Source organism: Pseudalkalibacillus sp. Hm43, from assembly GCF_051842935.1.
Taxonomy (GTDB): domain Bacteria; phylum Bacillota; class Bacilli; order Bacillales; family Fictibacillaceae; genus Pseudalkalibacillus.
The window spans coordinates 1,897,591-1,924,308 of the sequence record NZ_JBPXRR010000001.1; the positions used below are offsets into that span (position 1 = coordinate 1,897,591).

Below are 26,718 nucleotides of genomic sequence, written 5' to 3' on the forward strand. Positions count from 1 at the left end.
TACATATAAGGCAGTTGAAAGCGGGAGGGATTGAGCCTTTCGCTTTTTTACGTGGAAAAGATTCATCGGGTGGTCTCTATTTTGATTCCACCGGGTTCGATGATGACCATCACGCCTCCATATTCAGCGTTCTCATAAACAGAGACGCCACGTTCGACATACCTTCCCACCACTTCACTGGAAGGATGGCCATATCGATTTTGTGCACCAGCTGATATGAACACCGTCTTAGGATTGATCTGATCTAAGAACTCACTCGAAGAAGACGTATCGCTGCCGTGATGCGCTGCTTTCAGAAAGTCCGCTTTTAACCGTGGAAATGCGGCAATCAATTCCCGCTCCCGATCTTTCTCAATATCCCCTGTAAAAAGGAAGGTCTGATCATATACACTCATATAAAGGACCATTGAGCGATTATTTTTCTCATGTCGAAAACCTTCAGCAGCGATCAATCGAAAATGACTCTTGCTTTCTGACCATTGTAAAGATCGATTGACCGAGCTGATCTTAATTGAGTTTGACGCCATTTCCTGTAACAGTCTTTGCTCTCCATCACTGATTCCGAGCACCTCACCATAAATGACCCTCTCAACATCCATATGTTTGATTAAGCCCTTCGTCCCGCCGATATGATCATAATCCCCATGTGTCAAAAAAAGCTTATCAATCCGCTTGATGCCTCTCGCTTTTAGAAAAGGAACAACAATGTCTTCACCCGTATCGAAATTCTTCTTCCGCTTCATCCAATCTTCCTTCTGAAAAGCCATTTGACCTCCAGTATCGATGACGTACACAGCTCGCCTGTAAGGAAGTTCAACGACAATGGCATCCCCTTGACCAACGTCCAGGAAAGTCACGTAGGCATTCGGGTCCAATTTGTGATGATGAAGCATCACTGAGAAAACCGTGACGATTAAAACGGAGGCATAAAAGAATGCCTTGAGTGTTTGTCTCTTTTCTATCCATAAAAGGACAACAATAAGTGAAACTACAAATAAAAACATGAGCAAAAAACTCGGTTTACCGATCGTCATTTTTCCAATTTCCCATGCATCGACTACTTCCATCACCTTGTGGATCCATGTGAAACAAATGGCGATAACCTCAGCAGGCAGTTCCCAGATTGGGAATGGAACCACGAGATATAGGAAATAGGTGAATAGAACCAATGGCAGTAGGTAAAGTGTCATCAACGGGATGTATACGATATTCAAGGGGAGCGACCATAAGGAAAATTCATGGAAATTCCAAAGGATGATAGGAAGCGATGCGATTTGTGCAATAGCTGAGCCCAACAACAATTGGATGAAAGGACTTTTTTCCTTTAACAAAAAAGTATTGGAAACAATCAAGGAAGCTGTAATCAGAAATGACAGTTGAAATCCGATATGGAAGATATAAGTAGGCTTATAAAGGAGGAGAAGAAGGGCGATGAGACTCAGCTGTGTATGGACGGGGATCTTCAATTGAAAAAGAATCGTCAAACAGACAAAGGCGGCCATCAAGCCTGCTCTGATAACAGAGGGTGCACCACCTGTGAACAGAATGATACATGGAATGAGGATCAACAAAGCAACAAGTGCATGTTCTCTTACCATGCCGAAGCGGATCATCAAAAAGTACATCATCCCTAAAAGCGTTCCGACATGAAGACCTGAAATAGCGAGAAGATGAATCAAACCCAGGCTTTGATATCGCCTCTTCAAATCATCGTCCAACTCTGTTCGGTCCCCAAAGATCAACGTATTCATAATCGGTGCGATTTCCGGCCGGAAATCGTTCTTGATCTTTTCCATAGAGGCTTGCCGGTATTTACGGATGTTATTGAGGATTCCTGATGACTTTTTACAAACCCAGCGAGCATTTTGCCTCGTTTCATAAATCCAGTGAATTTGAAACGTTTGCTTCAAATACTGTTCATAATCAAAGGCATAGAAGTTTCGCTTGCCTGAAGGTTTTTGCAACTCTCCGTGCAACCTACATTCGTCTCCAATGTAGAGATGTTTCAATGAATCTTTTTCCTGAAGCGAAGAAATCTTATGCTGAACGAGCACCGCTTCATCCCCTTGAACGGCAAAACGGAAACGCATTCGATCGCCATCGATTACAGGAATGGATGTAATTTTTCCGATGAGTAGGTGAGTGGAATCTTCGGACAGATTTGTTTGTTGGAAGTGGTTATAAGCGTTGATGTAGAAGAAGAAGGCAATGTAGATGAGGAGGATCAACACAATCGCCTTGATATTCCTGAATCGTTTCCCAATCAATAAAAAAAGGATCAATAATATGAAAAGCCACCATCGCTCAGAAGTTGTGCAAATTCCAAAGATGGCGGCTATGACAATCATATGTATCGGTATTTTCATTTATTGAGGGTGTGGATATCCTGTTCATACAGCGTGTTGAATTGCTCCCTGTACTTTTGGACAGTCTCGGGGTCAGTGTGGCTCTTCATCAACTCGTCCAACAGCGCTTCAGTCAGTTCTTTCTTCGATTTGGATGTTAAATCATATTGTTCTTCCAAAATGACGAGTTCGGTTTCCACGCCGGATTGTTCGAACAGCTCGATAGCATATGGATGGTTCTTATAATCCGATGCATAGTAGACTTTCTTGATTCCACTCTGAATGATGGCTTTGCAGCATTGGAGACACGGAAAATGTGTGACATAAATTTCAGCACCTGTAGTCGGTACACCGAACTTGGCACATTGCAGCAACGCATTCATTTCCGCATGGATCGTTCTTACACAATGTCCGTCAATGACATAACAGCCTTCGTCCCGACAGTGAACACCGCCTGAGATCGAACCGTTGTATCCACCAGCAATGATCCTTTTATCTCTAACGATCGTCGCTCCGACGGACAATCGTTCACACGTACTTCGTAATGCGAGTAAAGAGCTTTGGGCCATGAAATATTGATTCCAAGAAATACGACTCAACCTGAATATCCCCCTTCCGTTGTTCTTTTCCAGTTTATCGATAGATCTCTTACTTCGCAATCCTATTTCGAGACAGAAATATAATCTTTGATGGACTCTAATGTCTTATCACCGATACCAGGCACGTTCGTCAGATCTTCTATTTTGTTAAAATCACCGTTTTCTTCTCTGAATGCGATGATCGCCTTCGCTTTCGAAGGTCCGATCCCTGGAATCGTTTCAAGTTCAGATGACTCTGCCTTATTCAAATTCACTTTACCGTCGTCTTTTTCAACGGAAACCTGCTCAAGAGCGGCATCCTCTTCTCCGAACTCCGGCACATAGATGACCATTTCATCTTGGACAGTCTGTGCAAGATTGACTCGATTCGGATCGGCTTCATCTAAAAAACCACCAGCCAGTAAAATCGCTTCGTTGACGCGTTGACCTGCATCCATCTGGAATACGCCTGGTTTTTTCACCGCCCCTTTCACATCAACGATGACAATCGTATTCGTCTCTTCGCTCCGAGCCGGACTCTCCTCTAGTTCTGCGGAAGCAGGAATATCCGCAGAATTTTCCGTGATGGCGAAGGGATCCTCCTGATGACCATCGGAATCCATTTTTTCAATAAAAATCCATATGAATGAAACAATGAACACGACAATAATGATGAATAATATCCGCTCCAATATCGAACGTTGCTCCCAAATCAGTCCATTCACCCCCTTCCATTCGAATATTAATGCTGACGGCATCATTCCCTGATTCATACATAATTGGGTCAACAACTTCATACATTTGAAGATAGAAGACGGTCAAAAGGAGGGTTAAAAATGAAAGTAGGCGTTATAGGTACAGGGAACATGGGGACGATCTTGATTTCTGCCTTTATCGATTCGTTAGCCGTAAGGCCGTCCGACTTGATGATCATCAACCGAACAGCTCATAAAGCTGAAGCGCTACAAAAACAATACCCTGACCTAAAAGTAGGAAAATCCAATGGTGAGGTTACTGCCTTTTGCGATATTCTGTTCATTTGCGTAAAACCACTTGAATATTATGCGCTGCTCGAACATATCTCGCCTTATTTGACCAACGATAAGCTTGTCGTATCCATCACAAGCCCAATTTCAGTGGAACAATTGGAAGAGCTGACTCCTTGTTCCGTCGCGAGAGCGATTCCAAGTATTACGAACCGTGCGCTATCAGGGGCATCATTGGTTACGTATGGGAAACGTTGTACAGCTGAACACAAAAAGAACCTGGAGCAATTGATGGGATGCATATCGACACCAGTTGAAATCGAGCAGTCCATAACGAGGGTCGCATCTGACCTTTCAAGCTGTGGTCCTGCCTTTTTCAGTTATCTTTTACAGGCGTATATCAATAGTGCAGTAGAGGAAACTGAAATCTCAAAAGAACAGGCGACGTATTTGGTAAGTGAAATGATCATTGGGATGGGGAAACTTCTTGAGAAGGAAATCTATACATTGCCGACTTTGCTGCAGAAAGTGTGTGTGAAGGGTGGAGTGACGGGTGAAGCGTTGAAAGTATTCGACGCGGAGCTGGGTCCATTGTTCAACCATGTCATTGAACGGACACATAAGAAATACGATGAAGATTGCGAGTTGGTGGAGCGTCAATTTACGAAGCAGTACTAACGCTCTCTTTCTTATTCTCCTCGCTGGTAAGGAATCCTCTTTTGTGAGATGAAAAAAGGACTGTCCTCTTAAATGAGGCAGTCCTTTCATTTGTGGGTGATTTTTGTAGTAAAATGTTCCCGATTTCTAAAACGCAGCCTTGAATTTCTAAAACAGTGAGTCGAATTTACAAAATCCCTCATCATTTTTCCAAAACAAAGTGGTGATTTTACAAAACCAACCCCTGGTTTTCTAAAATGAACGGATCATCCAACCTTCTTCGCAACGAAAAACAGCCGTTCAGACGTCTCTGATGGCTCCCGATCTGAAAAATCGGACGTAATTTGCACCAATTCGAACCCAGAATCGGCTAAAAGTCGCTCATATGTATCCTGAGAGAACGTTTGTTGATAGTGCGTTTCATCATATCGTTTATAGAGGTCATCCCCAGCTCGGACAAAGAACGTAAGGTCATGATAGACACTTCCCTCTTCCTCCCCAGGGTGACATTCCCAAATATAGCTGATGTCATCACGGTTCAGAGTGAAGGTTTCGCCCTGGAAGATTTCCTCCATTTTATAGAGAGTATGGACGTCGAATAACAGCAGTCCTTCTTCTTTCAATGCGGAATGCACATGCATGAAGGCAGACCTCACATCATCATATGTCCTCAGATAATTAAGGGAGTCACAGAAAATCAAAGCCGCATCCATTGCTGAGAACCCTTCCAACTCTCTCATATCTTGTTGATAGAATGGGATCGACAGCCCTTGTTTCTCTGACTTCTCTTGAGCGACCATGAGCATCTCTTCTGAAAGATCGACTCCATGGACCTCAAACCCTTCTGTTTTCAAACGAGTAGATATTTCACCCGTTCCACAACCGATATCAAGGACGCGATTCGTGTCCTCCGTACCGAAACGTTCGACTGCCTGATTGAAAAAATGCATCCACATATCATAAGGCGCATCTTCCATCAGCCGATCGTATAGTCCTGCGAATTGTTGATAAGTCATGGTCACACTCCAGTTACGTAAGCATTGATGCAACGTTCAAAGTCGGGGCATCTCCCCATAATTTTTCAAGGTTGTAGTACGAACGGTCTTCCCGATGGAAGACATGGACGATGACATCCCCAAGATCGATGAGCACCCATCTTGATTGGTCCAAGCCTTCCAATCGTTTGACGTCAAACCCGCTTTCTTGTGCTTGATCTTTCAATTCACGTGCAATCGCTTCTACTTGTTTCTCTGAATTCCCGTGACAGATCATGAAATAATCTGCTACTAGGGAAATACCTTGGACATCTAGGACGACAATGTCCTCTGCTCTTTTATCATCTGCAGCTTTTACCGATAATTGAACCAATTCGTTTGCTGTCATTCTCATTTTCCTCCTTGTTGACTGACGATATCATTATATGTGTGCAATGTGTCCGGATAGACGAGCTGATTACGTCTCATTAAGAAAGTAATCGTATTCATGATCGCTTGCTTGACCGCCTCGTCCAAATCTTTTTCTGCCGTTTCACGGACTTCTTCTACGCCCGGAAAATGTCTGCCAGGTTCGATGTAATCCGCAAGGAAAATCACCTTTTCAAGCAACGACATGTCGATTCGGCCGGAAGTATGTGTACGGATGGCTTCGAGAATCTCTTCATCGTCGATTCCGACTTCTTTTTTCACGAGATAGGCACCTACGGGGGCATGCCATAACTCTGATCCATAATGAAGAAGGTCTTCTCCTAGATTTTGCTCAAGGATGAGCGACTTCATCTCTTCTTTCGGCCGAAATTTCGCATAGTCATGGAAAATCGCTGCAAGTCTCGCCTTTTCAACATCGGCACCAAAGCGTTCTGCCAACTCGACAGCAGTGTCCATGACACCGATCGTGTGTTGATACCTGTGGTCCGTCAATTGCGCTTTAACGATTTTCAGTGCTTCTTCCTGCCTCATAAAGACCATTCACCTCAATATATTTCCTTACTTCTTCTGATACATAGTACTTCGTATTCTCCCCTCCCGCAAACCGGTTTCTCAACATGGTAGATGAAATACCGATCAACGGGGTTTCAATGGTCAGAATCCTGTCCATATAGGGGCTTTCAAACTCATAGCCAGGTCGCTTCACACCGATGAACGTCACCATCTCCATCAATTGTTCTATCCGGTCCCACGTATGGAGAGAATCAACCATATCCCCGCCTATGATGAAGTAGAATCGGGCATCCGCATGGTCCTCTTTCAACTGCTGGATGGTGTCGACTGTGTAAGAAGGCCCTTTCCGTTCAAACTCGATTTCGGTTACTTCGAATCCCTCGCAACGTGCGATCATCTCTCGAACCATGGCAATACGATGCTCTCCATGTGTGACCTCCCTGTTTTTGTGAGGAGGTGTCGCACTTGGCATGAACCAGATTTCATCCAGGTTGCACTGGAACTTAGCCTCGGTTGCCATAATCAGATGTCCGATGTGAGGTGGATCGAACGTGCCGCCTAGAATGCCGATTTTCTTCGTATCCATTTGATGTTACGAAGGCAGCTCGATCGTTTTTTTCTCAGTAGATTCCTTGTACAACACGATGATGTTTCCGATGATCTGGACAAGCTCTGCACCTGTGTTGTGAGTGATGTTTTCAGCTACCGTCTCTTTATCTTCCTCACAATTTTGAAGTACGCTGACTTTGATCAATTCACGTGCTTCCAACGCATCTTTCAGTTGTTGGTACATATTTTCGTTCGTACCACCTTTTCCAACTTGAAAAATAGGATCAAGGTGATGAGCTTTCGAACGCAAAAAGCGTTTCTGCTTTCCTGTTAGCATGTTGGTTTCCCTCCAAGTTTTTGATGTATGATTTCTTCCATTAGATCGATGTCTGGTTCTTTTCCTGTCCACTGTTCGAATGCCAGTGCTGCTTGATGGACGAACATCGGCACGCCATTCTGAACTGCACACCCTTTTTCCAATCCTATTCGTAAAAATTCTGTCATAAGCGGGTTGTAGATGATATCAACTAACGTAGATTTCGAGCTCACTGAACTCAAATCAATCGGCATAGCTCCTTCATTGGGATACATCCCAATCGGAGTCGTATTGATGATGATATCATACTCGGTAAGGCGTTGTTCTGCAGCTGAGATCGAAAGGGCAACGCCTCCGCTTTCCTCTAAAATATCTTTCGCCTTGGAAACGGTTCGGTTGGCGATGGCAATGTTCGGGACACCTTTCATGATCAGTGTTTTCACGATAGCACGGGCAGCCCCACCTGCTCCAAGAACAAGTACTGCTGCATCCCTTAAGTTTCCTTGGTGAAAATCACTTAGGCCCCGATAAAAACCAGGTCCGTCGGTGTTGTAGCCTTTCAAACGTTTCCCGTGTACTTCTACAGTGTTCACAGCACCGATCGCTCTTGCATAAGGATCGATTTCATCCAAAAGGTCCATGATTCGAAGCTTGTGCGGAATCGTAACATTGAACCCTTTACAGCCGGCCTCTACCAGCCGCTCCACTTGTTTCTCCAGTTCCACTTGGGGTACATGGATCGCTTCATAACGGGCTTCCATTCCTAACTGTTGAAGACAAGCATTATGGATCGCAGGGGACATCGATTGTTCGATCGGGTCACCTATGACTGCATAAAACGGTGCGTTTACCTTAGATAAGCGCATTACGGATGTAAACCCCTACTCCCTTTGGTGCATAGGCCGTCACTTTCGTTCCTGCTTCCGATACAGTGACCCAGCCTAATCCAGAGAAAACGATATCCATCTTGTCTTCTTTGATGGAAAATTCATGTTTCACGAGAGGAGGGAGGTTGTCCTTATGTTCAGAATCTGGTGGACTCAACAGTTCACCTAACTGATTCTCGTAAAGATCATCTGCTTTTTCAAGTTTCGTACGATGAATCGGTAGTTCGTTTGAAAGATAACAGATGAAGGATTGCTTATCACCAGATACGAAATCGAAACGGGATAGACCACCAAAGAACAATGTCTGTCCTTCGTTCAATTGATAGATTTTCGGTTTGATTTCTTTCTTAGGTGTCACTTTCTTCAGATCTTTCTTATCTATATAGTGTGCAACTTGATGATGATTAATGATACCAGGCGTATCAAACAGAGAACTAGAATCATCCAATGGAATCTCGATCAGATCAAGCGTTGTCCCTGGATAATGGGAAGTCGTAATCAGAGAGGACGTTTCCTCGCTGAATTCACGAATCAACTGATTAATGAACGTCGATTTTCCGACATTAGTGGCACCGACGATATAGACATCCCTACCCTGGCGATGCTGTTCAATCGTCTCTGCGACTTCCTTTATATGGAGCCGTTTCTCTGCACTCATCAACTCTACATCGATCGGTTTGACTCCAAGCTGACTCGCCTCATACTTCATCCAATGTTTGATCTTGTTCGGCTTCACCGATTTCGGTAAGACGTCCAGTTTGTTCCCGACAAGCAAGATCGGATTCTTTCCTACAAAACGGTGAATACCGGGTAGCCAGCTACCACTGAAATCAAAAATGTCTACAATCTTCACAATGAGTGCATCCTGTGAACCGATTCCAGACAAAATTTTTCGGTAATCGTCGTCTGTCAATGCGACATCCTGTACCTCATTATAATGTTTCAAACGGAAACACCGTTGGCAAATGACGGAATCCCGTTCCAATGCCGACGGAGGAGCATAACCAAGCTCCCCTTTGTCTTCTGTTTGAATGGTTACTCCACAACCTTCACAATAAATCTGATTATCCAACAATCATTCCTCCCAATTAATTAACCCTTTACGTTTGAACCACTCGAGCACATGTCGTTCCATGTACCGATTCAATTTGGTAGCAAGTCCATCGTTCTTTGCGACCGGAACCACCAATATGGTATGTAAACCGAGGCGATTCCCTCCTAATACATCTGTAAAAATCTGATCTCCGACGACGACAACTTCTTCATTCTTCAGATCCATATTTTTTGCTGCACGCTTGAATGCTTTTGTCATCGGCTTTCTTGCACGAAAAATAAAAGGAATGTTCAAAGGGTATGAAAAACTTCTTACCCTTTCTTCGTTATTATTCGATACGATCGTCACTTGTAATCCTTTTTCTTTCAGCATGGCGAACCATTTGATCAGTTCAGGTGTCGCCTCAGGTCGATCCCATTCGACCAATGTATTATCCAGATCCGTAATGATGCCTTTGATACCTCTATCCAACAATTCATTGGCGTCTATGTCATAAATTGATGGGACATGTTCATTTGGCAATAATCGTTTTAACAACCAAAACACCTCATTATACAATCTTCTTCAATCCTCATTATTGTACCAATAATTAAGGGCTGAACAATGATTTTTATCCATTCGTATTTAAAGAAGTATTGAGCGAAAACTTTGAATTGTTCGTAAAAAAACATAAAAACTTTTCGACAATATTCGATTGCATCCAAAATGTGGATAACTTTACTCACAAAATACACACCGAAAAACAACTAATTATTTACTTTATAAACAATTTACCCACAAGTTATCCACTTTTTCATGTGGATAATAGAACGATTGTTCCTTATTTTAATTCGTGGTAAGCTAGGTTTACATCATAACATAATAGCTTATGTGAAGCGCTTTATAAATATGAAAGATAGATTTATATAATGTTAAAACCTCATCGATCCTCTTCATAAAATTATTTTTGAACTCTTACATTTCTTTTCTTAACTTTTACAAATGAATGATTTCTGAAAACGTCTGGAGGTGCGAAGGCCATTCGGCTATAACTATGGAAAATTTATCTGATGAGCTATTGATTGAATCCTATCACAAAGCCAAGGAATTGAAACTGAGCAATGAATTCATCACGTTGATCAAACAAGAGATTGACCGTCGCCACTTATCTACCAAATTGATCACGACTCATTTGTAATCGAACCGACCCGCCGTTGGTTCTTTTTTTTTGCTATTTTCTAAAACAACGTTTTTTTGGTTTCTACCATCATGATGCAAATTAGCTGTTAAAGTTGCCGATATAGGCGATAATAGCAGTAAGGAGTTTCAAGTAAATTAAACAATTTGTGAATTTTAAGGTCTTTTGACGTTAAAAAGTTGATAAGGGAAACTTTTTTTGATTACAATGATAATGGTCTACTTACATAATAGGTTACGGAAAACTCGATAGGAGGATAATTCATAATGTTACAGTTTGCAGTCCTTGCTCCCTTTTTAACGGCATTACTTGTGCCGTTTTTCTTTCGATACATACGGCAGGTGCACACCGGCTGGTTCGTGCTGCCCGTCCCTTTCCTACTGTTCATCTACTTTTTGAGTCAGATGGGTACAGTATCTGAAGGGGACAATATATTGACCGTAGTAGAATGGGTACCATCCCTCGGAATGAATTTCAGTTTTTACCTGGATGGATTAAGCCTATTGTTCTCCATGTTAATCAGTGGAATTGGTACTCTTGTAACTTTGTATTCCATTTTTTATCTGAATAAAAACGAAAAGTTGAACAATTTCTATGTATTTCTCTTCATTTTCATGGGTGCGATGCTGGGAGTCGTCCTCTCTGATAATGTATATGCGCTTTACCTGTTCTGGGAATTGACGAGTCTTTCCTCATTCCTTCTGATCGGATATTGGTATGATCGTGAAGCATCCCGTTACGGTGCACTCAAATCCATGATCATTACGGTATTAGGTGGCCTTGCTATGCTGGGTGGATTCATCCTCCTTTCTTATGTAGCTGGGTCGACGAGCATCCGAGAAATCATCGGTGCAACTGATGTTGTTCTGGAAAGTCCGTATTTCGTTGCCATCCTATTGTTGATTTTATTGGGTGCGTTTACGAAATCCGCCCAATTCCCGTTCCATATCTGGTTGCCGGATGCGATGGAAGCACCGACGCCTGTCAGTGCCTTCCTCCACTCCGCCACAATGGTAAAAGCAGGGATCTACCTGACAGCACGTCTCTTCCTGATTTTCGGAGGGACTGATCTTTTCTTCTTACTCGTCACTGGATTTGGATTACTCACATTATGCTGGGGATCCTACATGGCGGTTCGTCAGACCGACTTGAAAGCGATCTTAGCGTTCTCTACGATCAGTCAGCTCGGTATGATTATGTCCATGCTCGGTTTCGGTACGAAAGCGGCCATATTTGCGGCGATTTTCCATATTTTCAACCATGCTACTTTTAAAGGAAGTCTGTTCATGGTTGCCGGTATCGTAGACCATGAAACCGGTACGAGAGATATTCGTAAACTCGGAGGACTCATGACATTGATGCCGATTTCTGCCACACTGGCTTTCTTTGGTGCCTTTTCGATGGCTGGCGTTCCATTACCGGTGTTCAACGGGTTCCTAAGTAAAGAAATGTTCTTTGAAACGTCATTGCATATCGAATCGACTTCAGCGTTTGTATCCGCACTAACACCGATTATTCCGGTCCTTGCGGTACTCGGTAGTATTTTTACATTCGTCTACTCGATGTATTTCTTCTTCCAAACATTCGCAGGGAATACGAAGGGCGATCTTCCGGTGAAGCCGCATGAAGCACCACTAGGCATGCTGCTCTCTCCGATCGTACTGATTCTTTTCGTTGTTGTCGTCGGATTGTTACCTAACCTGATCAATCATCCAATTTTGACACCTGCTACAGCAGCAGTGTTTGGAGAAGCACCTGAGAAACACCTGAAATTCTGGCACGGATTCGAACCGCAGTTGTTCATGTCTCTTGCAGTCGTCGCTCTCGGTACACTCTTCTACTTGACGATGAAAAAGTGGAAAGTGATCTACAACTGGCTGCCTGGACGAATGAGTGCGAACAAAGTGTATGATTTCATCTACAATACACAGTTCAAAATCGCTGAAAAGACAACCAACACCTATATGACAGGTTCGATCCGTCATTATGTGATGTATATTTTGATTTTCTTAGTCGGAGCTACAGGTGTCACATTGTATGTGACAGATGGATTCGTCATTTCAACCGATGATCTCGCTCCAATTTCCTGGCCGGAAATCGCAGTTGCGGTCGTCATGGCAATTGCTGCGTTTGCCACCATTGTTATGAAAAACCGTATTGCAGCCATTCTCGTCTTAGGTGTCGTCGGTTTTGGATTATCACTCTTGTTCGTGTTCTTCCGAGCACCTGACCTTGCATTGACGCAGTTGATCGTCGAAACAGTGACAGTCGCTCTGTTCTTACTCTGCTTCTATCATTTACCGAAGCTCGATACAGAAAAGCAATCACCAGGTGCAAGAACGTTGAATATGATCATTTCAGCTTCAGTCGGGATATTGGTTACATTGGTCGCCATCGCTTCTCATAGTTCTAAGAAGTTTGAAACGATATCGCATTACTTCATAGAAGAATCCCACCACCTCGGTGGCGGTGATAATGTGGTCAACGTCATCCTGGTTGATATGCGTGGACTGGATACCTTGTTTGAAATTACAGTACTCGGGTTGGCTGCATTAGGCATTTACGCAATGATTCGACTCCGAAAAGAAGAAGAGGAGCTGGATTCATAATGGAATTAATCATGTCCGTACTCGCCGGCTTGTTGTTTACTGCTGGTGTTTACTTACTACTACAAAGACAAGTTCTGAAAATCGTTTTCGGTACAGCTCTTCTCTCCCATGGAGCTCACCTTCTCATTTTGACAATGGGGAAGTTGAATAGAGGGCAACCACCGATATTGGAAAAAGGGATCGAACATTACGCAGATCCCTTACCTCAGGCACTGATTTTGACATCGATCGTCATCAGTTTCGGGGTAACATCATTTTTACTCGTTCTCGCATATCGAGCGTACAAAACGAACAAGACAGACAACATGGAGCAATTGAGGGGATCTGATCATGACTAATTTAATTACATTACCGATACTGATACCGCTCATCGCTGGAACCATGTTCATCTTTTGGAGAAAGAAACTGCCCTTCGTTCGAGTGGGTACTCAGATCATTACAATCATCAATTTAATCGTAACAGCCGTTATCACCTTTCTCGTCATCCAGAATGGGCCGATCATTTTAGAAACGGGAGGTTGGGTAGCTCCTTACGGAATCATCTTGGTAGGAGATGCCTTATCCTTATCCCTCTTGTTGACGACAAACGTCATTGCTGTGGCAGCTGCTTTCTATGCGCCTTTTTCACTTGATAGAGGACGTGAAGAACATTATTTTTATACATTCTTCTTGATCTTGATCGGAGGCGTGAGTGGCGCATTCTTGACCGGGGATATCTTCAACTTGTTCGTATTCTTCGAAGTGTTGTTGATGGCTTCCTATGGAATGATCGTGCTCGGTGGAACGAGACAACAGCTACGAGAATCAATCAAGTACGTGTTGCTGAACTTGTTCTCTTCCATCCTGTTCGTAACGACTGTCAGCTTCCTATACTCTGTCACGGGAACTGTTAACATGGCTCAGCTTTCTGAGCGTGTCGGTCAAGTCAATCAGGAAGGCATTCTGACAACAATTGCGATTCTGTTCTTTGTCGTATTTGCAACAAAAGGGGCACTGTTCCCTCTTTACTTTTGGATGCCACATGCTTATGCGAAACCGCCAGCGGTCATTTCAGCTCTATTTGGGGCACTATTGACGAAAGTCGGTATTTACTCAATCTTACGAGTATTCACTTTGATTTTTAATGGGAATATAGACTATACACATACCTTCTTCATTACATTAGCTGGGTTTACATTGATCTTTGGCGTAATCGGTGCGATGTCCACGAATAACATCAAATTGATCATTGCCTACAACATCATCCCAGCGATCGGATTCATGATTATGGGTATCGGGATTTTCACAGATGTGTCATTAGCTGGTTCCGTCTATTACTTAGTGCACGATATGATCATCAAGGGAGCATTGTTCTTGCTTGTCGGAGCCATTGCAATTGTAGCTGGAACTTCAGATTTACGTAAAATCAGTGGATTGATCAAGAACTATCCTTTACTAGGATGGCTGTTCTTCATCGCAACGGTTACGTTAGCCGGATTACCTCCATTCAGTGGGTTTATCGGCAAACTGCTCTTATTGAAAGGGGCATTTGAAAACGGTCATTATGTCATTGCTGCAATCGGGTTGATCACTAGCTTATTAATCTTGGTTTCTGTCATGCGAATCTTCATCAACGGTTTCTGGGGAGTCAGCATGGAGCTGCCAAAGGAAAAACGATCGATTAAACCACTCTATCTTCCGATTACGTTCCTTCTGATCTTTTCAGTTGTACTCGGGATCGGTGCAGAATGGTTCTTACCACATATCCAACAAATCGGCGTCGACCTGATGAATCCATCGGTCTATGTTGACGCAGTATTAAAGGAGTAGTTCGATATGGCTTTTCAACTTTTGATCAACCTTGCAATTGGACTCATCTGGATGTTTTTAACTGAAACTTATACGTTCGTCACTTTTTTAGTCGGATTTATCATCGGAGTGTTCTTGCTTTTCTTATTGAACAGATTCATTCCAGATACGTTCTATTTTCGATATATTTTGGCGATCTGGAAGCTGGTCCTCTTGTTTGCGAAGGAACTTTTGATCGCAAACATTGATGTATTGAAAATGGTGTACAAACCGAAGATGGATATGCAGCCTGGTATCATCGCACTTCCTACAGATTTGCGATCGAATTGGGAAATTACACTTCTAGCGAATCTTATCACCCTTACACCAGGTACACTATCCGTCGATGTATCAGCAGACAACAATTTCATTTATATCCATGCGATGGATTTGCCGGATGTTGATGAGACGATCAATCAGATCAAAGGGACATTCGAGAAAGCAATAAAGGATGTGACACGATGAGCATACTTCTACACAACGTCATTTGGCTTTGCATGATCGTCAATGCGATTTCCATTATCATGCTGCTCTATCGTGCAATCAAAGGACCTTCAAATCCAGACCGCGCAGTTGCCATCGATACAATCGGGATCAACTTGATTTCAATGACCGGATTGGTCGCAATCCAGTTGAATACAACCCGCTTAAATGATGTAATCTTGTTAATCGGTATTTTGACGTTCATCGCAACGGTAGCCATTGCGAAATTCTTAGAAAAGGGTGTTATCATTGACCGAAGTCGTGATTAGTGTCCTATTGCTGATGGGTACATTTTTCGTATTCTCTAGCTCACTAGGCATACTACGTTTTCCAGATGTCTATTCTCGCCTGCACGCTGCGACCAAGAGTGCGACTCTAGGTGTCTCAGGCGTCATGCTTGCTGCTTTTCTCTATTTTTTATTCAAAGAGAACATGGTAAGCGGAAAGTTGATTTTGGGAATCCTGTTCGTGTTATTGACGGCTCCGGTCAGTGGTCACATGATATCGCGCTCCGCCTATCGAACCGGCGTCCCGCTCTCTGATCGGACGATCAAAGACGAACTTGAAAAGAGATATAAAGACGAAACCTCTTAATTTAAAATGTGAAGAGACTGATGGAGCATTCCATCAGTCTTTTAATATGTAATGATTATTGTAAGGAATTTGTAAATACAGTCTTCCTTAAATCATTATTGTGACATATAATAGTTTTAATCATCTATATGTATAAGAAATTGGCTTTTTCAGATGAAAAAACCAATAAGGAGTGACAATTGCATATGTATTTTCTAGAACGGGTTGACCACACTGTCAGACGGATGAAGAGTCAAGCCGCTAATGCGATGACATTGTTGAATTTGACACTAGGTGCAATCGCAATCGTTTGTATTTTGAAAGGTCAGTTGGAATTGAGTTTTTGGTTCATTTTCTTATGTGCCCTCTTTGATCGCTTTGATGGCATGATTGCAAGGAAGCTTCAAATTGAATCGGAATTCGGTAAACAACTTGATTCATTATGTGATCTGATATCATTCGGAGTTGCGCCAGCCTTTTTGATTTACCAGGGTGTATTGTTCGAATTCGGAATACCAGGCCTTGTCTTTATTATTCTTTATATCATTTGTGGTGCGATTCGACTTGCTCGATTCAACATCACGGAATTCAACGGCCATTTTACAGGAGTCCCGATTACGATTGCAGGTTGTCTGTTAGCCATGTCCTTTCTGACGATCAACTTATTCCCTGATTATGTATTCATGTTTCTCGTACTCATCCTTTCATTCTTAATGATCAGTAATATCAGTATCCAAAAACGTTAGCTTATGTAAAAAAGACCCCGGAAGGCATCCAACAGCCTCTCGGGGTCTTTATGTGTTTCTGCTTATTTCGTCAGTTTCAAGAACTCTTCAACGTCTTCCACTGCCAACTGGATCGCTCGTGTCCAGAACTGTGGTTTTGTAAGATCTTCACCGAGATGTTTCTCAGCCAATTCTTCAACAGACATCGTTCCAGTATCTTGAAGCAATGCAATGTATTTCTCTTCAAATGCTGCTCCTTGTTCTTTTGCAATCGCGTAGATTCCCGCACTGAACAAATAACCGAACGTGTATGGGAAGTTATAGAACGGAACATCCGTAATGTAGAAGTGAAGCTTAGAAGCCCAGAAATGTGGGTGGTATTCACCAAGCGCGTCATTATATGCCTCACGTTGTGCTTCTTCCATCAATGCTTTCAAACGATCTACAGACACAAGACCTTTTGAGCGCTCTTCATAGAAACGAGTTTCAAATAGGAAACGCGCATGGATGTTCATGAAGAAAGCAACGGAACGCTGAATTTTATCCTCTAATAAAACCAGGCGTTCTTCTTCTGTCTTTGCCGTTTCCACTGCTGCATCAGAAACGAGCATTTCAGCATAAGTGGAAGCTGTTTCTGCAACGTTCATCGCGTAATTCTGATTCAAGTATGGAAGTTCATCCATGACATGTTGATGGTATGCGTGCCCAAGCTCATGCGCTAACGTTGAAACGTTGCTCGGCGTGCCGGAGAATGTCATGAAGATACGTGTTTCTTGTGCATTCGGGAAGCTTGTGCAGAATCCACCAGGACGTTTTCCAGAGCGATCCTCTGCTTCAATCCAAGACTTTTCAAACGCTTGACGAGAGAACTCGCTCATTTTCGGATTGTATTGTTTGAACTGCTCAATAATGAAGTTGGCTGCTTCATCATAGGATACGTTTGATTCCGTCTTGCCAACCGGAGCATCAACGTCAGTCCATCCCAGTTTTTCAAGGTTCAACATTTCCGCTTTTCGGTTGAGATATTTTACAAAAGTATCTTTGTGATCCGTGATGACCTTCCACATCGTATCCAGTGTTTCTTGAGACATACGATTGATTTTGAGCGGTTCCTTCAGCACTGATTCCCAGTTGCGGTGTTCATACGTGCTTAAACGGAATCCTGCGAGATGATTCAGTGCTTCCGCACAGAAATCTTCTTGCTCGGCCCATGCATTTTGATACGCTTCAAAAGCGCGTTCACGAACTTCTTTACTTTGGCTGGATAGCTTGTTGTCCAATTGTCCGACAGAAAGCTCTTTCACTTCACCATCTTCTTCAAATGGAATGCTCATTTTACCAACGACTAGGTCATAAAGGTTGGACCAGGCATGATAGCCGTCTACCGCAAGATCGTTGATGAGTGATTCCTGATTGAAGCTGAGCTTCTCGACTGCATTCTGGCGTCGTTCATTGAGGATGTAGGCATATTGTGCAAGACCTTCTGACTGTAACAATGCCTTCCATTCTTCATCGGATACTTGTTTCAATTTCTCATCGAATTGAGTCCAAAGGGAATGATATTTTGCACCGATGGAATCGAGCTTACCTCTGATTGCGACAGCTTCCTTGTCTTTCACATCCTGTGCGACAAGACAGCCGACATAAGCACTGCTCTCATGAAGGCGAGAGGAAAGAGCGCTTAACTCTTCAACAACCTCACTCAGTTGAGTAGGATTGGTTGGGTCGCATTGTTTTATGCTGCTTTTCAATTCCACCACTTTCGTTTCGATGGATGATATGTATGCTTGGAGTTCTTCAGAGGAACTTCCACCTGCAAAAATGTTTTCTAAATTCCATTGCTGTGATAATTGGGCTAGTTTCATGTTTATCCTCCCTAATATGTAATACCTCCATTATAAGGAAAATTCTAAAAATAAAAAAGAGATTATACCTGGTAAATTTGTTCCCCTTTAAATAGCACATTGAGAGTTCTGGAGTAATATGGTGATTTCTTCGAAATTCACTCCCTTTCCGCGGGCGAACCGCGAGCCTCCGCGCTCACCTGCAAATGTAGTTTTTAGAATCTAGTAGTTCGCTGTGGGGTCTCGCCTGGCTCGCTATTCCCGCAGGAGTGTCGTGAATTGTCTTAAGAAATCACCAAGAATTAAAATTACGTAAAAGGATAAAACAACTGATTTATTCCATAAAGGAAAAACTGACCCGTATTGGTCATCCCGGGTCAGCCCTATCCTTAGTCGAATGCGCATGCGTACATGAAATAGATGAGCATGATAATGAGTGTTAAATTGAAAATGATTCCTTCCATTTCGCAGTGTTCACCTCGCTTCTTCAATCTCTCTCTACCTATATTTCCACACATTCGATACGATTAACCTTTTTCCCTTTCTTCGATTACCAATTGATAACTATTTCTATGTTATAATCGTTCTTGTTTAGGGCTAGGAGGGCAAATATGAATAAAAGACGTTTTTATCCTTTCTTAGGTGCAAAAACATTGATGGCATTGGCGGACGTTCTATATATCATGACCATCGTTACATACATTTACCAAAAGACAGGGTCGGCAACTTATGCGGCCATTTATCCGTTATTACAAGTCATTGCCAGTTTGATCGCTGGATTTACAACTCCGTTATTTGTAGAACGGTTCAAATTCAACGGGCTGCTAATCAACTTTACAATATTAAAAACCGTTCTGCTCATTGCATTACCTTTTCTTTTCCCATACATATCGGACCATCTAGTAGGACTGTTCCTATTTATTGCGATTCTATCCTTCATTTCAGGTTGGACGAAACCGCTCCTGAACACCATGATTCCGAAAGTCGTTGAGAAGGATCACCTTGTTACCGCAAACAGTTATCTTACCTTCTCCAATCATTCCGTCCAGCTTGCTGGGTATTCGTTCACCGGGTTAGTTGTCGTTGCATTTGGAGAAATATCGACTTTGTCCGCTACGGCTACGTTACAAGGGTTTGCGACGATTTTATTACTCACAACCTTGGTCTCTGTGCCCGATGAACAGCCAAAACCGAGTCCTTCTAAATGGAAGGCAATCAAGGATGGATGGCTACTTCTCTGGAACAACAAAACAATCCTAGTCATTACGATCATGGATATGATTGAAGGCATAGCAGGGACGATTTGGGTAGGGGCTATTACTCTAGTCTTCGTTCAAGAAGCTTTAAATCAAGGTGCTGAATGGTGGGGCTTTATCAACTCCAGTTATTATGCAGGCACCATCCTGGGTGGTGTACTAGCCCTTTTAATTGCGAAAAAGGTGCAAGCCAACCTCATCCAAAGCATGGCGATCGGCTCTTTCCTCTTCGGAATTTTGACTTTCTTATATGGCATCAACAGCGTTCCTTGGCTTGCATTGGTTCTATGTGTATTAATGGGGCCGTCTTATCAAATTCGTGACATCGCTCAACAAACCGCGATGCAGACGAGTGTGTCGACTGAACGTTTGCCGAAGATTTATGCTACACACGGTATATTGATATCGACCATAGGAGGTATTTCTGTACTTCTTGTCGGAATGGTAGCTGACTTCGTAGGCATTCGATTCGTCTATATTTTCGCCTCCATACTCATAAGTTGTTCTGCATTGTTATCTTTCACACTACTCCGGTTTCAGGCCAAAAAAGCGATGCAAACGAAATCATATTCATAAAAAAAGGAGGATGGGACCTGCCCATCCTCCTTCTTTGCAATCAATAAGTGCCTTCTGCTTCCAGCGCATCCTTTTTCGTCTTATGCACCGTTCCAAATGGATGCTCTGGTGGTGCATAGATGGCATAGAGCTTCATTGGCTCTTTACCGGTATTGGTCACATTGTGCCATTTACCAGCAGGTATGAAGATGGCATAATCATCAAATACTTCTGCTTCATAATCCAAATTATTGGGGTCATCTCCCATTTGGACGAAGCCTTGACCTTGTTCGAGACGGATGAATTGATCCAATTCAGGATGTATTTCTAAGCCTATATCCTCTCCCACACCAATACTCATTAAAGTCAGCTGTAGGTTATCTCCTGTCCATAAGGCTGTACGGAAATTATCATTCTGTAAGGTAGCCTTTTCAATATCAATGACAAAAGGCTCTCCCCCATAATCTTTCAACCGATAGGGGAAATATTTCGTTAAAAACTTGAATCGAGCGGCATTCATCCGTTCAGAGTTCATCGCTTGGAAGAAAACAGGTTGCTGGGTTGAGTAGCAGTTTTTTTGATATTCATGGAATCCTTCAATTTCGGATTGATAGGCTCTCTGAAGACCTTCCGCATAGTTTTGAAAAGGGACTTCTTTTATTTCGTACTCTGGCTGAGTACCTGTAAGCCCTCTATAGTATTCGGTAAATTGTTTCAACTGCACTTTTTTATTTTGTAGTGTTTGAAGGATTTCATATTGGTGCCTTTGATCCGGTGCCGACTGCGCTAATCGGCTGTAAAATTGGATAGCAGATGCTTCTCTTTTTATTCCGGCAAGTAAAGCATCGGCGACTGGTTGAGGATCTCTGTACATACTCTACCTTCCTTTCCTGTGCATTCTATCGTTATCTTATGCCCAGGTCTGAAATATGTACGTTGTTTTCGGTTGTTAAATCATCCTAGTGTTTTTTCTTGATTAGGTCATACAATTCAGAATAGGAATCCACATAATAATCCATTCCTGGGATGTCAGGGTCCTGGAAGCTGCAAGCTGGAATTCCTAATTCTTTCGCAGGGAGCAGATCCAGCTCTCGATCACCGACCACAAGGTCAATCGAATGTTCTTTTAAAATATGTTTGTAGGCAGTCGCATCTGGTTTTCTCGGGAATTCATCCTCCCACCCGATGATCTTTGTAAAATAGTGGTCCAACTGATGATGTTCCAAGACTCTTCTCACGACTTCTCTGGAGTTATGGGTAACGACAAAATTATGTTCAGCGAGCTTCAGTACATCTTCCAGACTTTCAAATAGCTCAAACTCTGCAGGCTCCAATTCCCGCTCCATCGCTTGGAAGTATTTCTTTTGTTCATCCGTCACACCGAAGTGGTTGAACGCGTGTCTAAATGATACTTTCATGTGACTGAGGATCTCCTCTTCTGTTGTATCGTCATCTAGCATCTTTTTAAATAGCTTGACGAACAAACGATAGCTGTCCACCATCGTTCCATCAAAATCCCATAAAATGTTCATATGTAACCTCCTCAATGACTTCTCTAGACAGTTTCTCCAACTACTGCTCCATTTCCTCTGAGTACATTCATTTCACTTCACCAACATAACAAATGTGGATTCGTAATACATTGTGTAAAACGTTACCCCTATCTTTTACCGATGAGGAGGGAAGTTATGTCCACTTTTGACCCAAACAAAGTAAGTACGAAATTCTTACCTCCCGCTAATCCCAACTACCCTGTTGTAGGAAGGAAATACACACTGACTCATTCTGATATCACTGGAGAATTGTTTTTATCAGTTGGTTGTAGGATTGATCTGGAAAGTATCGATCAACAGATGCGCGATGAAGTCATTGCTGAATGGAGAAGGGACAGATATGGCCGCTACCATTTATTCGGTGAGGTTTATGTAGATGGTGGAGAATTCAGCAAAGAAGTGACAGAACGGCGGTTCAACATCTTCCGAAAAGAGATGGGTACAGCATTAAAAGGCATGCTATATGGAGACCAGCCGTTTCTTTCCAATCACCCGTACCTTCTTGATGCACCCATCTATATCCAGTTCAACTCCACCTATCCGGAATACAATCAGACTTTCTACTTTGGCACACTGAGAGATTATGTTTAACATTTAATTCTCCTCAGACTACAGACGGATTTCCACTAGCAAAAAAGGGATTTAATTACCAAAGTGGAATTAATGTCATAGAACCATTGGAGGAGGACGAAAAATGACTGTGTACATGGAAAAGGTAAATGATCTGAATGTATTGGAAGTGGAATTGAAGAAATTATTGAATACCTCGATTGACTCTGTTGAGGAATTGGAAAAATGGCTCCTTGCCCAGACAGAGCTGTATGACATGGTTGAAGAAAGTACGTTGGGACATTATATAGATTTTCAATGCTATAGTAATGACGAGGATAAGAAAAAAGCCGTGGAACATGATCAGGAAAAAGTAAAGCCACTGATGAAACGATATAAGTTTAAGCTTGATGAGAAGTTCATGCAGACTCCATTTCGACATCAACTCGATCAAGCTTATTATGGCCGCTTCATCAAGAGCAAAGAGCTTGCGATGAAGTTGTATAGTGAAGAGAATATTGAAATTGAAGTGAAGGAAGATCATCTCGTCAACAAATACTTTGAGTTAATGGGTGGACTCACTTATCCGTGGGAAGGGAAAGAACTGACCTTCAGCGAATTACGCCAGGTTTTCAAAAGCCACGATCGTGATAAACGGCAACAATCGATGACCCTTATGTATGAAAAGTTCGAGTCTATGGCTGACGATCTACAGCCTATTCTCACTGAACTCATCCAACTGAGAGATCAAAAGGCGAAGAACGTCGGGTTCGCCAATTTCAGAGATTATATGTTTGCGAAGTATGAGCGCTTTGACTATGGTCCAGCGGATTGCAAACAATTAGCCGATGCTGTTGCAAAGCACGCTGTCCCGCTTAACAGGCAAATTCAACAGCAACACAAAAACGAACTCGGTTTGGATGACTACTTCCCTTGGGATCAGCATGCTGAAGCTTCTGGTTTAGAGCCCCTTAAGCCTTATGAAGAGATGGATACCTTCTTGGAAAAAACATCAGGAATCTTAAATAAGCTGGACCCGGAATTTTCAATGCTTTTAAAGGAAATGGATGAGCAAGGGAAGCTAGATCTGGAAAGCCGGAAAGGCAAGGCCCAGGGTGGTTTTTGTGAATACTTACCTGTTTCCAGAATGTCCTTCATCTTCATGAACGCAGCCAAAGCTCACAGTGACCTGATTACCCTCGTACATGAAATGGGCCATTGCATCCATGACCGTATGAAACGGGATATTCGATTAGGGAAGTATCGTGAAATCCCCATGGAATCAGCAGAACTGGCAAGCATGAGCATGGAATTGTTCACGTTGCGCGACTGGAAAGAATATTATCCGAATCAAGAGGATTTCATCCGCGCCCAAAAGAAACAGTGGGAAGATGTAATCGGCATGCTGCAGAGTGTCATGGTCATTGATCAATTCCAACACTGGCTTTATGAGAATCCAAACCATACTGTAGAACAACGCCAAGAAAGATACGTGGAGCTTTCCAACGAGTTCAGCAGTGGGGTCGTAAATTGGAACGGACGCGAAAAATGGAAAGAACTGAATTGGTTCATTGTTCTTCATATTTTCGAAGTGCCTTTCTACTTTATTGAATACGCGATTGCCCAACTCGGAGCTGTACAACTCTACATGCAGTTCAAAGAAAACCATGATCAGACACTAGCAAATTATAAACAAGCACTTTCTTTAGGAAGCTCAAAATCTCTTCCTGAAGTGTATGAAGCCGCTGGCATTCGATTTGACTTCTCTGAAGAAATAGTCGAAAAATTGATGAATTTCGCACACAATGAGCTTGAGCAATTGAAGAATTGATGGAGGGAAAGAAGAAGACTCGTCTACTTGACGGGTCTTTTTTTTGTAGCGTATTTCTGAATATAAAAGACTAGTTCTGTAGTCTCCTACCAAGATAGTAATTTGATGTTTTATGTCGATACATTAGCCCCTCTAGCCTGTTTATCCATTATTAAAAGGAAAAATGTCGGAACGAGCAGAAAGGTGTAAATATATTTCGATTCCCGAAAGGAGTAGGATGATGAAGAAAAAGTGGTCAATCGTATCAAGTGTCGTACTTAGTACTGGAATGATTTTCAGCGTACCGATGGGAGATGCAAATGCTACAGGAGAAGGTCCGAACTATAATGGTAATGAAACCATTATGAATGAAAGACTGCACAATTATGAAGAAATGGTCGATTTCTTGCACAAGCAAGATAAAAAATCTGAAGCACTGACTTTAGAAGTATATGGCCAATCCGTTAAAGAAAGGGATCTATTTCTGGCCAAGTTCATAAGTAACCCTGAAAATCCGACCATTCTTTTCCTTACACAACAACATGGTAATGAAACCCTTACAACGGAAGGCGCACTAAAGCTGATCCAACAGTTAGCTTCTAGCAGCAAGAATGTGAAAGAGATGCTTCAAAATGTGAACGTCCTTGTAGCTCCTCGTTTGAACGTAGATGGTGCTGAAGGGGATGTCAACTTTTCACTAGACGACTATGTAGCTGGAACGCATACACGCTATAACGCAAATGAAGTGGACTTGAACCGTGACCATGTGGCAAAAGAGCAGCCTGAAACTCAATCATTCCATGAAAATGTTCTCCAAAAGTATCAACCGGAATATATGATTGATCTGCATCATCAAGGTACACAAACTACCCTAGGCGACAGTGATGAACTTGTATCAGGGTCTATCTTGTATCCAACGAATCCTGAAGTGGATCCAGAAGTTGTTGAAGCTTCCATGCAGCTAGGTTCAGTCGTTTATGAAGCCGTTGAAGCAAAAGGATATGGGACTTTGTCGAAGTATAGAGGTGGAACCGCTCCGACAATCGGTCGGAACGGAATCGCGATGGAGTACGGCATTTCAACTCTATTGATGGAAATGAGAGGGATGGCTGATCATTATTATGAGCCTTATGTACTTGGACAAAAAAGTAACGGATATCTCATCCAGCAAGCTGTCGTAGCAATGGAAGCAGCAATTGAAGCCATAGCTGACGGTTCGATTGAAAAAGCAGATACTTCTTTTTGGGACACACTTCCCGAAAGTGGTTGGAAAAGCGAATAATTGAGGAGGCTTTTTATGTATAAATGGATAAAATTCATCACAGTATTTTCGATTGTGGCTTTGCTTACAGGAGTTGGTAGCGCCTATGCCTCGGACCACTCGAAACCAGGAGGTCCATCAACCAATGGCAATGATAACATCAACAGTATCATGACCTATGAAGAAATGGTCGATCAATTACACCACTTGGAAAAACAAAGTAAAGGAAAAATGGAAGTTCGTACTCTTGACGATTATGGAAAAACAGAACAAGGCCGTAGCATCTACAGTGCAAAAATCGGTCAAGGTGAAAAGGATATATGGATTCAAGCCCAAATCCATGGAGATGAGAAACTGACGACAGAAGCGGTCATGCAACTTTTAAAAACGTTGGTAAGCTCTGGTCATAAAGACGTAGAAACATTATTGAATGAGCTTACCTTGTATGTCATTCCGATCTATAATCCTGATGGAAGCGTCATGAATACCCGTGGGACAAAGCTTTCGGATGAGGAAGAATCCACATACATCGATTTAAATCGTGATTGGGCATTGGATGGTTTTAAAGCGAAGGAATCTGAAGTTGTTTATGCTTACTGGGCGGATGTAAAGCCGGATTATGCAGTTGATCTGCACCATCAAGGGTTCAAAACGGTGTACGGGACCGATGAATCTACCAGCTTTTCTTTAGGGATCTCTTTAGCACCTGATGGTCCTACGTTACCTGGACTCCAAGATGGATACTACAATACAGTTACGAAGCAGATGCAAGCGTATGTATATGATCAACTCAATCACTATGGCTACACACATATCGACCAATACCAAGTCGGTGGAGATACGAAATATTACATCGACATTAAAGGCGGGGTCGTCTCTGCCATGATGCTAGGCTTGAACTATGATAACTTGAATCCAGATGGTCACAGTAACCCTGCTATCTTCTTTGAAACGAAGGGCAATACAAGAGAAGGAAACCTCGGACAAAAATCGAATGGCTATTTAACGAAACAAAACTACATTGCATTGAAAGCTTTGCTTACAGGTATTGCTACAAATGAGATCAAAGATGTCGATCCTGAACATTGGAACGACATACCCGCTTATCCTGCAGCAGGCTACTATACAGACTATGCAGGTATCCTCCCCATTCCATAAGTAGGATGAATCACAAAACTCAAAAGGCT

General features: G+C 42.6%; 28 protein-coding genes. 14 read left to right on the plus strand and 14 right to left on the minus strand.

Annotated features, from left to right (window positions below):
* Nucleotides 1–62 precede the first annotated feature (62 nt).
* The 3 genes from ACSVDE_RS10115 to ACSVDE_RS10125 form a co-directional block, all read right to left on the minus strand.
* Nucleotides 63–2,366 carry a DNA internalization-related competence protein ComEC/Rec2 gene (locus ACSVDE_RS10115; protein ID WP_439300774.1) on the minus strand — a complete coding sequence of 768 codons (2,304 nt, stop codon included), beginning with the start codon at nucleotides 2,364–2,366 and terminating at the stop codon, nucleotides 63–65.
* Nucleotides 2,363–2,944 carry a ComE operon protein 2 gene (locus ACSVDE_RS10120; RefSeq protein ID WP_439300775.1) on the minus strand — a complete coding sequence of 194 codons (582 nt, stop codon included), beginning with the start codon at nucleotides 2,942–2,944 and terminating at the stop codon, nucleotides 2,363–2,365. The genes ACSVDE_RS10115 and ACSVDE_RS10120 overlap by 4 nt, the downstream gene beginning before the upstream one ends.
* Nucleotides 2,945–3,006: 62 nt before the next feature.
* Complete coding sequence (locus ACSVDE_RS10125; RefSeq protein ID WP_439300776.1) at nucleotides 3,007–3,684, minus strand: helix-hairpin-helix domain-containing protein; 678 nt, start codon at nucleotides 3,682–3,684, stop codon at nucleotides 3,007–3,009.
* Between the two features lie 75 nt (nucleotides 3,685–3,759).
* On the opposite strand from ACSVDE_RS10125, the gene comER reads away from it, so the two are divergent.
* Nucleotides 3,760–4,587, plus strand: a complete 828-nt coding sequence (comER, locus tag ACSVDE_RS10130) for a late competence protein ComER (RefSeq protein ID WP_439300777.1) — start codon at nucleotides 3,760–3,762, stop codon at nucleotides 4,585–4,587.
* A 245-nt stretch (nucleotides 4,588–4,832) separates the two neighbouring features.
* Here the strand turns inward: comER and ACSVDE_RS10135 are convergent, their stop codons facing one another.
* From ACSVDE_RS10135 to ACSVDE_RS10170, 8 genes are read right to left on the minus strand one after another with little or no spacing between them, the layout of a single operon-like run.
* Entirely contained in the window at nucleotides 4,833–5,582 is a 750-nt protein-coding gene (locus ACSVDE_RS10135; RefSeq protein WP_439300778.1) for a class I SAM-dependent DNA methyltransferase, read from the minus strand.
* Nucleotides 5,583–5,595: 13 nt separating this feature from the next.
* Nucleotides 5,596–5,949 (minus strand): ribosome silencing factor, encoded by a 354-nt coding sequence (gene rsfS / locus ACSVDE_RS10140; RefSeq protein ID WP_439300779.1) that lies wholly within the window; start codon nucleotides 5,947–5,949, stop codon nucleotides 5,596–5,598.
* 2 nt (nucleotides 5,950–5,951) lie between these two features.
* Nucleotides 5,952–6,521 (minus strand): bis(5'-nucleosyl)-tetraphosphatase (symmetrical) YqeK, encoded by a 570-nt coding sequence (gene yqeK / locus ACSVDE_RS10145; protein WP_439300780.1) that lies wholly within the window; start codon nucleotides 6,519–6,521, stop codon nucleotides 5,952–5,954.
* Nucleotides 6,490–7,089, minus strand: coding sequence for a nicotinate-nucleotide adenylyltransferase (locus tag ACSVDE_RS10150; RefSeq protein WP_439300781.1), 600 nt, complete (start codon nucleotides 7,087–7,089; stop codon nucleotides 6,490–6,492). The genes yqeK and ACSVDE_RS10150 overlap by 32 nt, the downstream gene beginning before the upstream one ends.
* 6 nt (nucleotides 7,090–7,095) lie before the next feature.
* A complete protein-coding gene (gene yhbY, locus ACSVDE_RS10155) occupies nucleotides 7,096–7,389 on the minus strand; it encodes a ribosome assembly RNA-binding protein YhbY (RefSeq protein WP_226546544.1) in 294 nt (97 codons plus the stop codon).
* On the minus strand, nucleotides 7,383–8,234 hold the full coding sequence (aroE, locus tag ACSVDE_RS10160; protein ID WP_439300782.1) for a shikimate dehydrogenase: 852 nt from the start codon (nucleotides 8,232–8,234) through the stop codon (nucleotides 7,383–7,385). Before aroE ends, yhbY begins: the two co-directional genes overlap by 7 nt.
* On the minus strand, nucleotides 8,221–9,327 hold the full coding sequence (gene yqeH / locus ACSVDE_RS10165; RefSeq protein ID WP_439300783.1) for a ribosome biogenesis GTPase YqeH: 1,107 nt from the start codon (nucleotides 9,325–9,327) through the stop codon (nucleotides 8,221–8,223). The genes aroE and yqeH overlap by 14 nt, the downstream gene beginning before the upstream one ends.
* A gap of 3 nt (nucleotides 9,328–9,330) precedes the next feature.
* Complete coding sequence (locus ACSVDE_RS10170) at nucleotides 9,331–9,846, minus strand: YqeG family HAD IIIA-type phosphatase (RefSeq protein ID WP_439300784.1); 516 nt, start codon at nucleotides 9,844–9,846, stop codon at nucleotides 9,331–9,333.
* A 496-nt stretch (nucleotides 9,847–10,342) separates the two neighbouring features.
* On the opposite strand from ACSVDE_RS10170, the gene ACSVDE_RS10175 reads away from it, so the two are divergent.
* From ACSVDE_RS10175 to pssA, 8 genes are all read left to right on the plus strand, one after another.
* Nucleotides 10,343–10,486: a sporulation histidine kinase inhibitor Sda gene (locus ACSVDE_RS10175; protein ID WP_439300785.1), complete on the plus strand. Its 144-nt coding sequence runs from the start codon at nucleotides 10,343–10,345 to the stop codon at nucleotides 10,484–10,486.
* Nucleotides 10,487–10,752: 266 nt separating this feature from the next.
* A complete protein-coding gene (locus ACSVDE_RS10180; RefSeq protein ID WP_439300786.1) occupies nucleotides 10,753–13,095 on the plus strand; it encodes a Na+/H+ antiporter subunit A in 2,343 nt (780 codons plus the stop codon).
* Nucleotides 13,095–13,433: a Na(+)/H(+) antiporter subunit C gene (locus tag ACSVDE_RS10185; RefSeq protein WP_439300787.1), complete on the plus strand. Its 339-nt coding sequence runs from the start codon at nucleotides 13,095–13,097 to the stop codon at nucleotides 13,431–13,433. Before ACSVDE_RS10180 ends, ACSVDE_RS10185 begins: the two co-directional genes overlap by 1 nt.
* Entirely contained in the window at nucleotides 13,426–14,904 is a 1,479-nt protein-coding gene (locus tag ACSVDE_RS10190) for a Na+/H+ antiporter subunit D (RefSeq protein ID WP_439300788.1), read from the plus strand. Before ACSVDE_RS10185 ends, ACSVDE_RS10190 begins: the two co-directional genes overlap by 8 nt.
* Nucleotides 14,905–14,910: 6 nt before the next feature.
* Complete coding sequence (locus ACSVDE_RS10195) at nucleotides 14,911–15,387, plus strand: Na+/H+ antiporter subunit E (protein WP_439300789.1); 477 nt, start codon at nucleotides 14,911–14,913, stop codon at nucleotides 15,385–15,387.
* A complete protein-coding gene (locus ACSVDE_RS10200) occupies nucleotides 15,384–15,674 on the plus strand; it encodes a Na(+)/H(+) antiporter subunit F1 (RefSeq protein WP_439300790.1) in 291 nt (96 codons plus the stop codon). Before ACSVDE_RS10195 ends, ACSVDE_RS10200 begins: the two co-directional genes overlap by 4 nt.
* Entirely contained in the window at nucleotides 15,655–15,999 is a 345-nt protein-coding gene (gene mnhG, locus ACSVDE_RS10205) for a monovalent cation/H(+) antiporter subunit G (protein WP_226546554.1), read from the plus strand. Before ACSVDE_RS10200 ends, mnhG begins: the two co-directional genes overlap by 20 nt.
* 185 nt (nucleotides 16,000–16,184) lie before the next feature.
* The gene (pssA, locus tag ACSVDE_RS10210) at nucleotides 16,185–16,724 is read left to right on the plus strand and encodes a CDP-diacylglycerol--serine O-phosphatidyltransferase (RefSeq protein WP_439300791.1); all 540 of its coding nucleotides are present in this window, start codon (nucleotides 16,185–16,187) and stop codon (nucleotides 16,722–16,724) included.
* A gap of 62 nt (nucleotides 16,725–16,786) precedes the next feature.
* Here pssA and ACSVDE_RS10215 read toward each other — a convergent pair whose 3' ends face one another.
* Nucleotides 16,787–18,568, minus strand: a complete 1,782-nt coding sequence (locus ACSVDE_RS10215) for a M3 family oligoendopeptidase (RefSeq protein ID WP_439300792.1) — start codon at nucleotides 18,566–18,568, stop codon at nucleotides 16,787–16,789.
* 590 nt (nucleotides 18,569–19,158) lie between these two features.
* On the opposite strand from ACSVDE_RS10215, the gene ACSVDE_RS10220 reads away from it, so the two are divergent.
* The gene (locus tag ACSVDE_RS10220; protein ID WP_439300793.1) at nucleotides 19,159–20,379 is read left to right on the plus strand and encodes an MFS transporter; all 1,221 of its coding nucleotides are present in this window, start codon (nucleotides 19,159–19,161) and stop codon (nucleotides 20,377–20,379) included.
* Between the two features lie 40 nt (nucleotides 20,380–20,419).
* Here ACSVDE_RS10220 and ACSVDE_RS10225 read toward each other — a convergent pair whose 3' ends face one another.
* Nucleotides 20,420–21,232, minus strand: coding sequence for a cupin domain-containing protein (locus ACSVDE_RS10225; RefSeq protein ID WP_439300794.1), 813 nt, complete (start codon nucleotides 21,230–21,232; stop codon nucleotides 20,420–20,422).
* A gap of 85 nt (nucleotides 21,233–21,317) precedes the next feature.
* A complete protein-coding gene (locus ACSVDE_RS10230) occupies nucleotides 21,318–21,890 on the minus strand; it encodes an HAD family hydrolase (RefSeq protein WP_439300795.1) in 573 nt (190 codons plus the stop codon).
* 156 nt (nucleotides 21,891–22,046) lie between these two features.
* Between ACSVDE_RS10230 and ACSVDE_RS10235 the strand changes: the two genes are divergently transcribed.
* The 4 genes from ACSVDE_RS10235 (at nucleotide 22,047) to ACSVDE_RS10250 (ending at nucleotide 26,689) form a co-directional block, all read left to right on the plus strand.
* Nucleotides 22,047–22,502 (plus strand): staygreen family protein, encoded by a 456-nt coding sequence (locus ACSVDE_RS10235; RefSeq protein WP_439300796.1) that lies wholly within the window; start codon nucleotides 22,047–22,049, stop codon nucleotides 22,500–22,502.
* A 103-nt stretch (nucleotides 22,503–22,605) separates the two neighbouring features.
* The gene (locus tag ACSVDE_RS10240; protein ID WP_439300797.1) at nucleotides 22,606–24,291 is read left to right on the plus strand and encodes a M3 family oligoendopeptidase; all 1,686 of its coding nucleotides are present in this window, start codon (nucleotides 22,606–22,608) and stop codon (nucleotides 24,289–24,291) included.
* 220 nt (nucleotides 24,292–24,511) lie between these two features.
* A complete protein-coding gene (locus ACSVDE_RS10245; protein WP_439300798.1) occupies nucleotides 24,512–25,552 on the plus strand; it encodes a M14 family metallopeptidase in 1,041 nt (346 codons plus the stop codon).
* A 15-nt stretch (nucleotides 25,553–25,567) separates the two neighbouring features.
* Entirely contained in the window at nucleotides 25,568–26,689 is a 1,122-nt protein-coding gene (locus ACSVDE_RS10250; protein WP_439300799.1) for a M14 family zinc carboxypeptidase, read from the plus strand.
* The last annotated feature ends 29 nt before the right edge of the window (nucleotides 26,690–26,718 follow it).

What these genes read in the sequence shown, in the direction of transcription:
- ACSVDE_RS10115 (WP_439300774.1), bottom strand. Translation starts at nt 2,366, where the DNA reads ATGAAAATACCGATACATATGATTGTCATAGCCGCCATCTTTGGAATT.
- ACSVDE_RS10125 (WP_439300776.1), bottom strand. Translation starts at nt 3,684, where the DNA reads ATGATGCCGTCAGCATTAATATTCGAATGGAAGGGGGTGAATGGACTG.
- comER (WP_439300777.1), top strand. Translation starts at nt 3,760, where the DNA reads ATGAAAGTAGGCGTTATAGGTACAGGGAACATGGGGACGATCTTGATT.
- ACSVDE_RS10135 (WP_439300778.1), bottom strand. Translation starts at nt 5,582, where the DNA reads ATGACTTATCAACAATTCGCAGGACTATACGATCGGCTGATGGAAGAT.
- rsfS (WP_439300779.1), bottom strand. Translation starts at nt 5,949, where the DNA reads ATGACAGCAAACGAATTGGTTCAATTATCGGTAAAAGCTGCAGATGAT.
- yqeK (WP_439300780.1), bottom strand. Translation starts at nt 6,521, where the DNA reads ATGAGGCAGGAAGAAGCACTGAAAATCGTTAAAGCGCAATTGACGGAC.
- ACSVDE_RS10150 (WP_439300781.1), bottom strand. Translation starts at nt 7,089, where the DNA reads ATGGATACGAAGAAAATCGGCATTCTAGGCGGCACGTTCGATCCACCT.
- yhbY (WP_226546544.1), bottom strand. Translation starts at nt 7,389, where the DNA reads ATGCTAACAGGAAAGCAGAAACGCTTTTTGCGTTCGAAAGCTCATCAC.
- aroE (WP_439300782.1), bottom strand. Translation starts at nt 8,234, where the DNA reads ATGCGCTTATCTAAGGTAAACGCACCGTTTTATGCAGTCATAGGTGAC.
- ACSVDE_RS10175 (WP_439300785.1), top strand. Translation starts at nt 10,343, where the DNA reads ATGGAAAATTTATCTGATGAGCTATTGATTGAATCCTATCACAAAGCC.
- ACSVDE_RS10180 (WP_439300786.1), top strand. Translation starts at nt 10,753, where the DNA reads ATGTTACAGTTTGCAGTCCTTGCTCCCTTTTTAACGGCATTACTTGTG.
- ACSVDE_RS10185 (WP_439300787.1), top strand. Translation starts at nt 13,095, where the DNA reads ATGGAATTAATCATGTCCGTACTCGCCGGCTTGTTGTTTACTGCTGGT.
- ACSVDE_RS10190 (WP_439300788.1), top strand. Translation starts at nt 13,426, where the DNA reads ATGACTAATTTAATTACATTACCGATACTGATACCGCTCATCGCTGGA.
- ACSVDE_RS10195 (WP_439300789.1), top strand. Translation starts at nt 14,911, where the DNA reads ATGGCTTTTCAACTTTTGATCAACCTTGCAATTGGACTCATCTGGATG.
- ACSVDE_RS10200 (WP_439300790.1), top strand. Translation starts at nt 15,384, where the DNA reads ATGAGCATACTTCTACACAACGTCATTTGGCTTTGCATGATCGTCAAT.
- pssA (WP_439300791.1), top strand. Translation starts at nt 16,185, where the DNA reads ATGTATTTTCTAGAACGGGTTGACCACACTGTCAGACGGATGAAGAGT.
- ACSVDE_RS10215 (WP_439300792.1), bottom strand. Translation starts at nt 18,568, where the DNA reads ATGAAACTAGCCCAATTATCACAGCAATGGAATTTAGAAAACATTTTT.
- ACSVDE_RS10220 (WP_439300793.1), top strand. Translation starts at nt 19,159, where the DNA reads ATGAATAAAAGACGTTTTTATCCTTTCTTAGGTGCAAAAACATTGATG.
- ACSVDE_RS10225 (WP_439300794.1), bottom strand. Translation starts at nt 21,232, where the DNA reads ATGTACAGAGATCCTCAACCAGTCGCCGATGCTTTACTTGCCGGAATA.
- ACSVDE_RS10230 (WP_439300795.1), bottom strand. Translation starts at nt 21,890, where the DNA reads ATGAACATTTTATGGGATTTTGATGGAACGATGGTGGACAGCTATCGT.
- ACSVDE_RS10235 (WP_439300796.1), top strand. Translation starts at nt 22,047, where the DNA reads ATGTCCACTTTTGACCCAAACAAAGTAAGTACGAAATTCTTACCTCCC.
- ACSVDE_RS10240 (WP_439300797.1), top strand. Translation starts at nt 22,606, where the DNA reads ATGACTGTGTACATGGAAAAGGTAAATGATCTGAATGTATTGGAAGTG.
- ACSVDE_RS10245 (WP_439300798.1), top strand. Translation starts at nt 24,512, where the DNA reads ATGAAGAAAAAGTGGTCAATCGTATCAAGTGTCGTACTTAGTACTGGA.
- ACSVDE_RS10250 (WP_439300799.1), top strand. Translation starts at nt 25,568, where the DNA reads ATGTATAAATGGATAAAATTCATCACAGTATTTTCGATTGTGGCTTTG.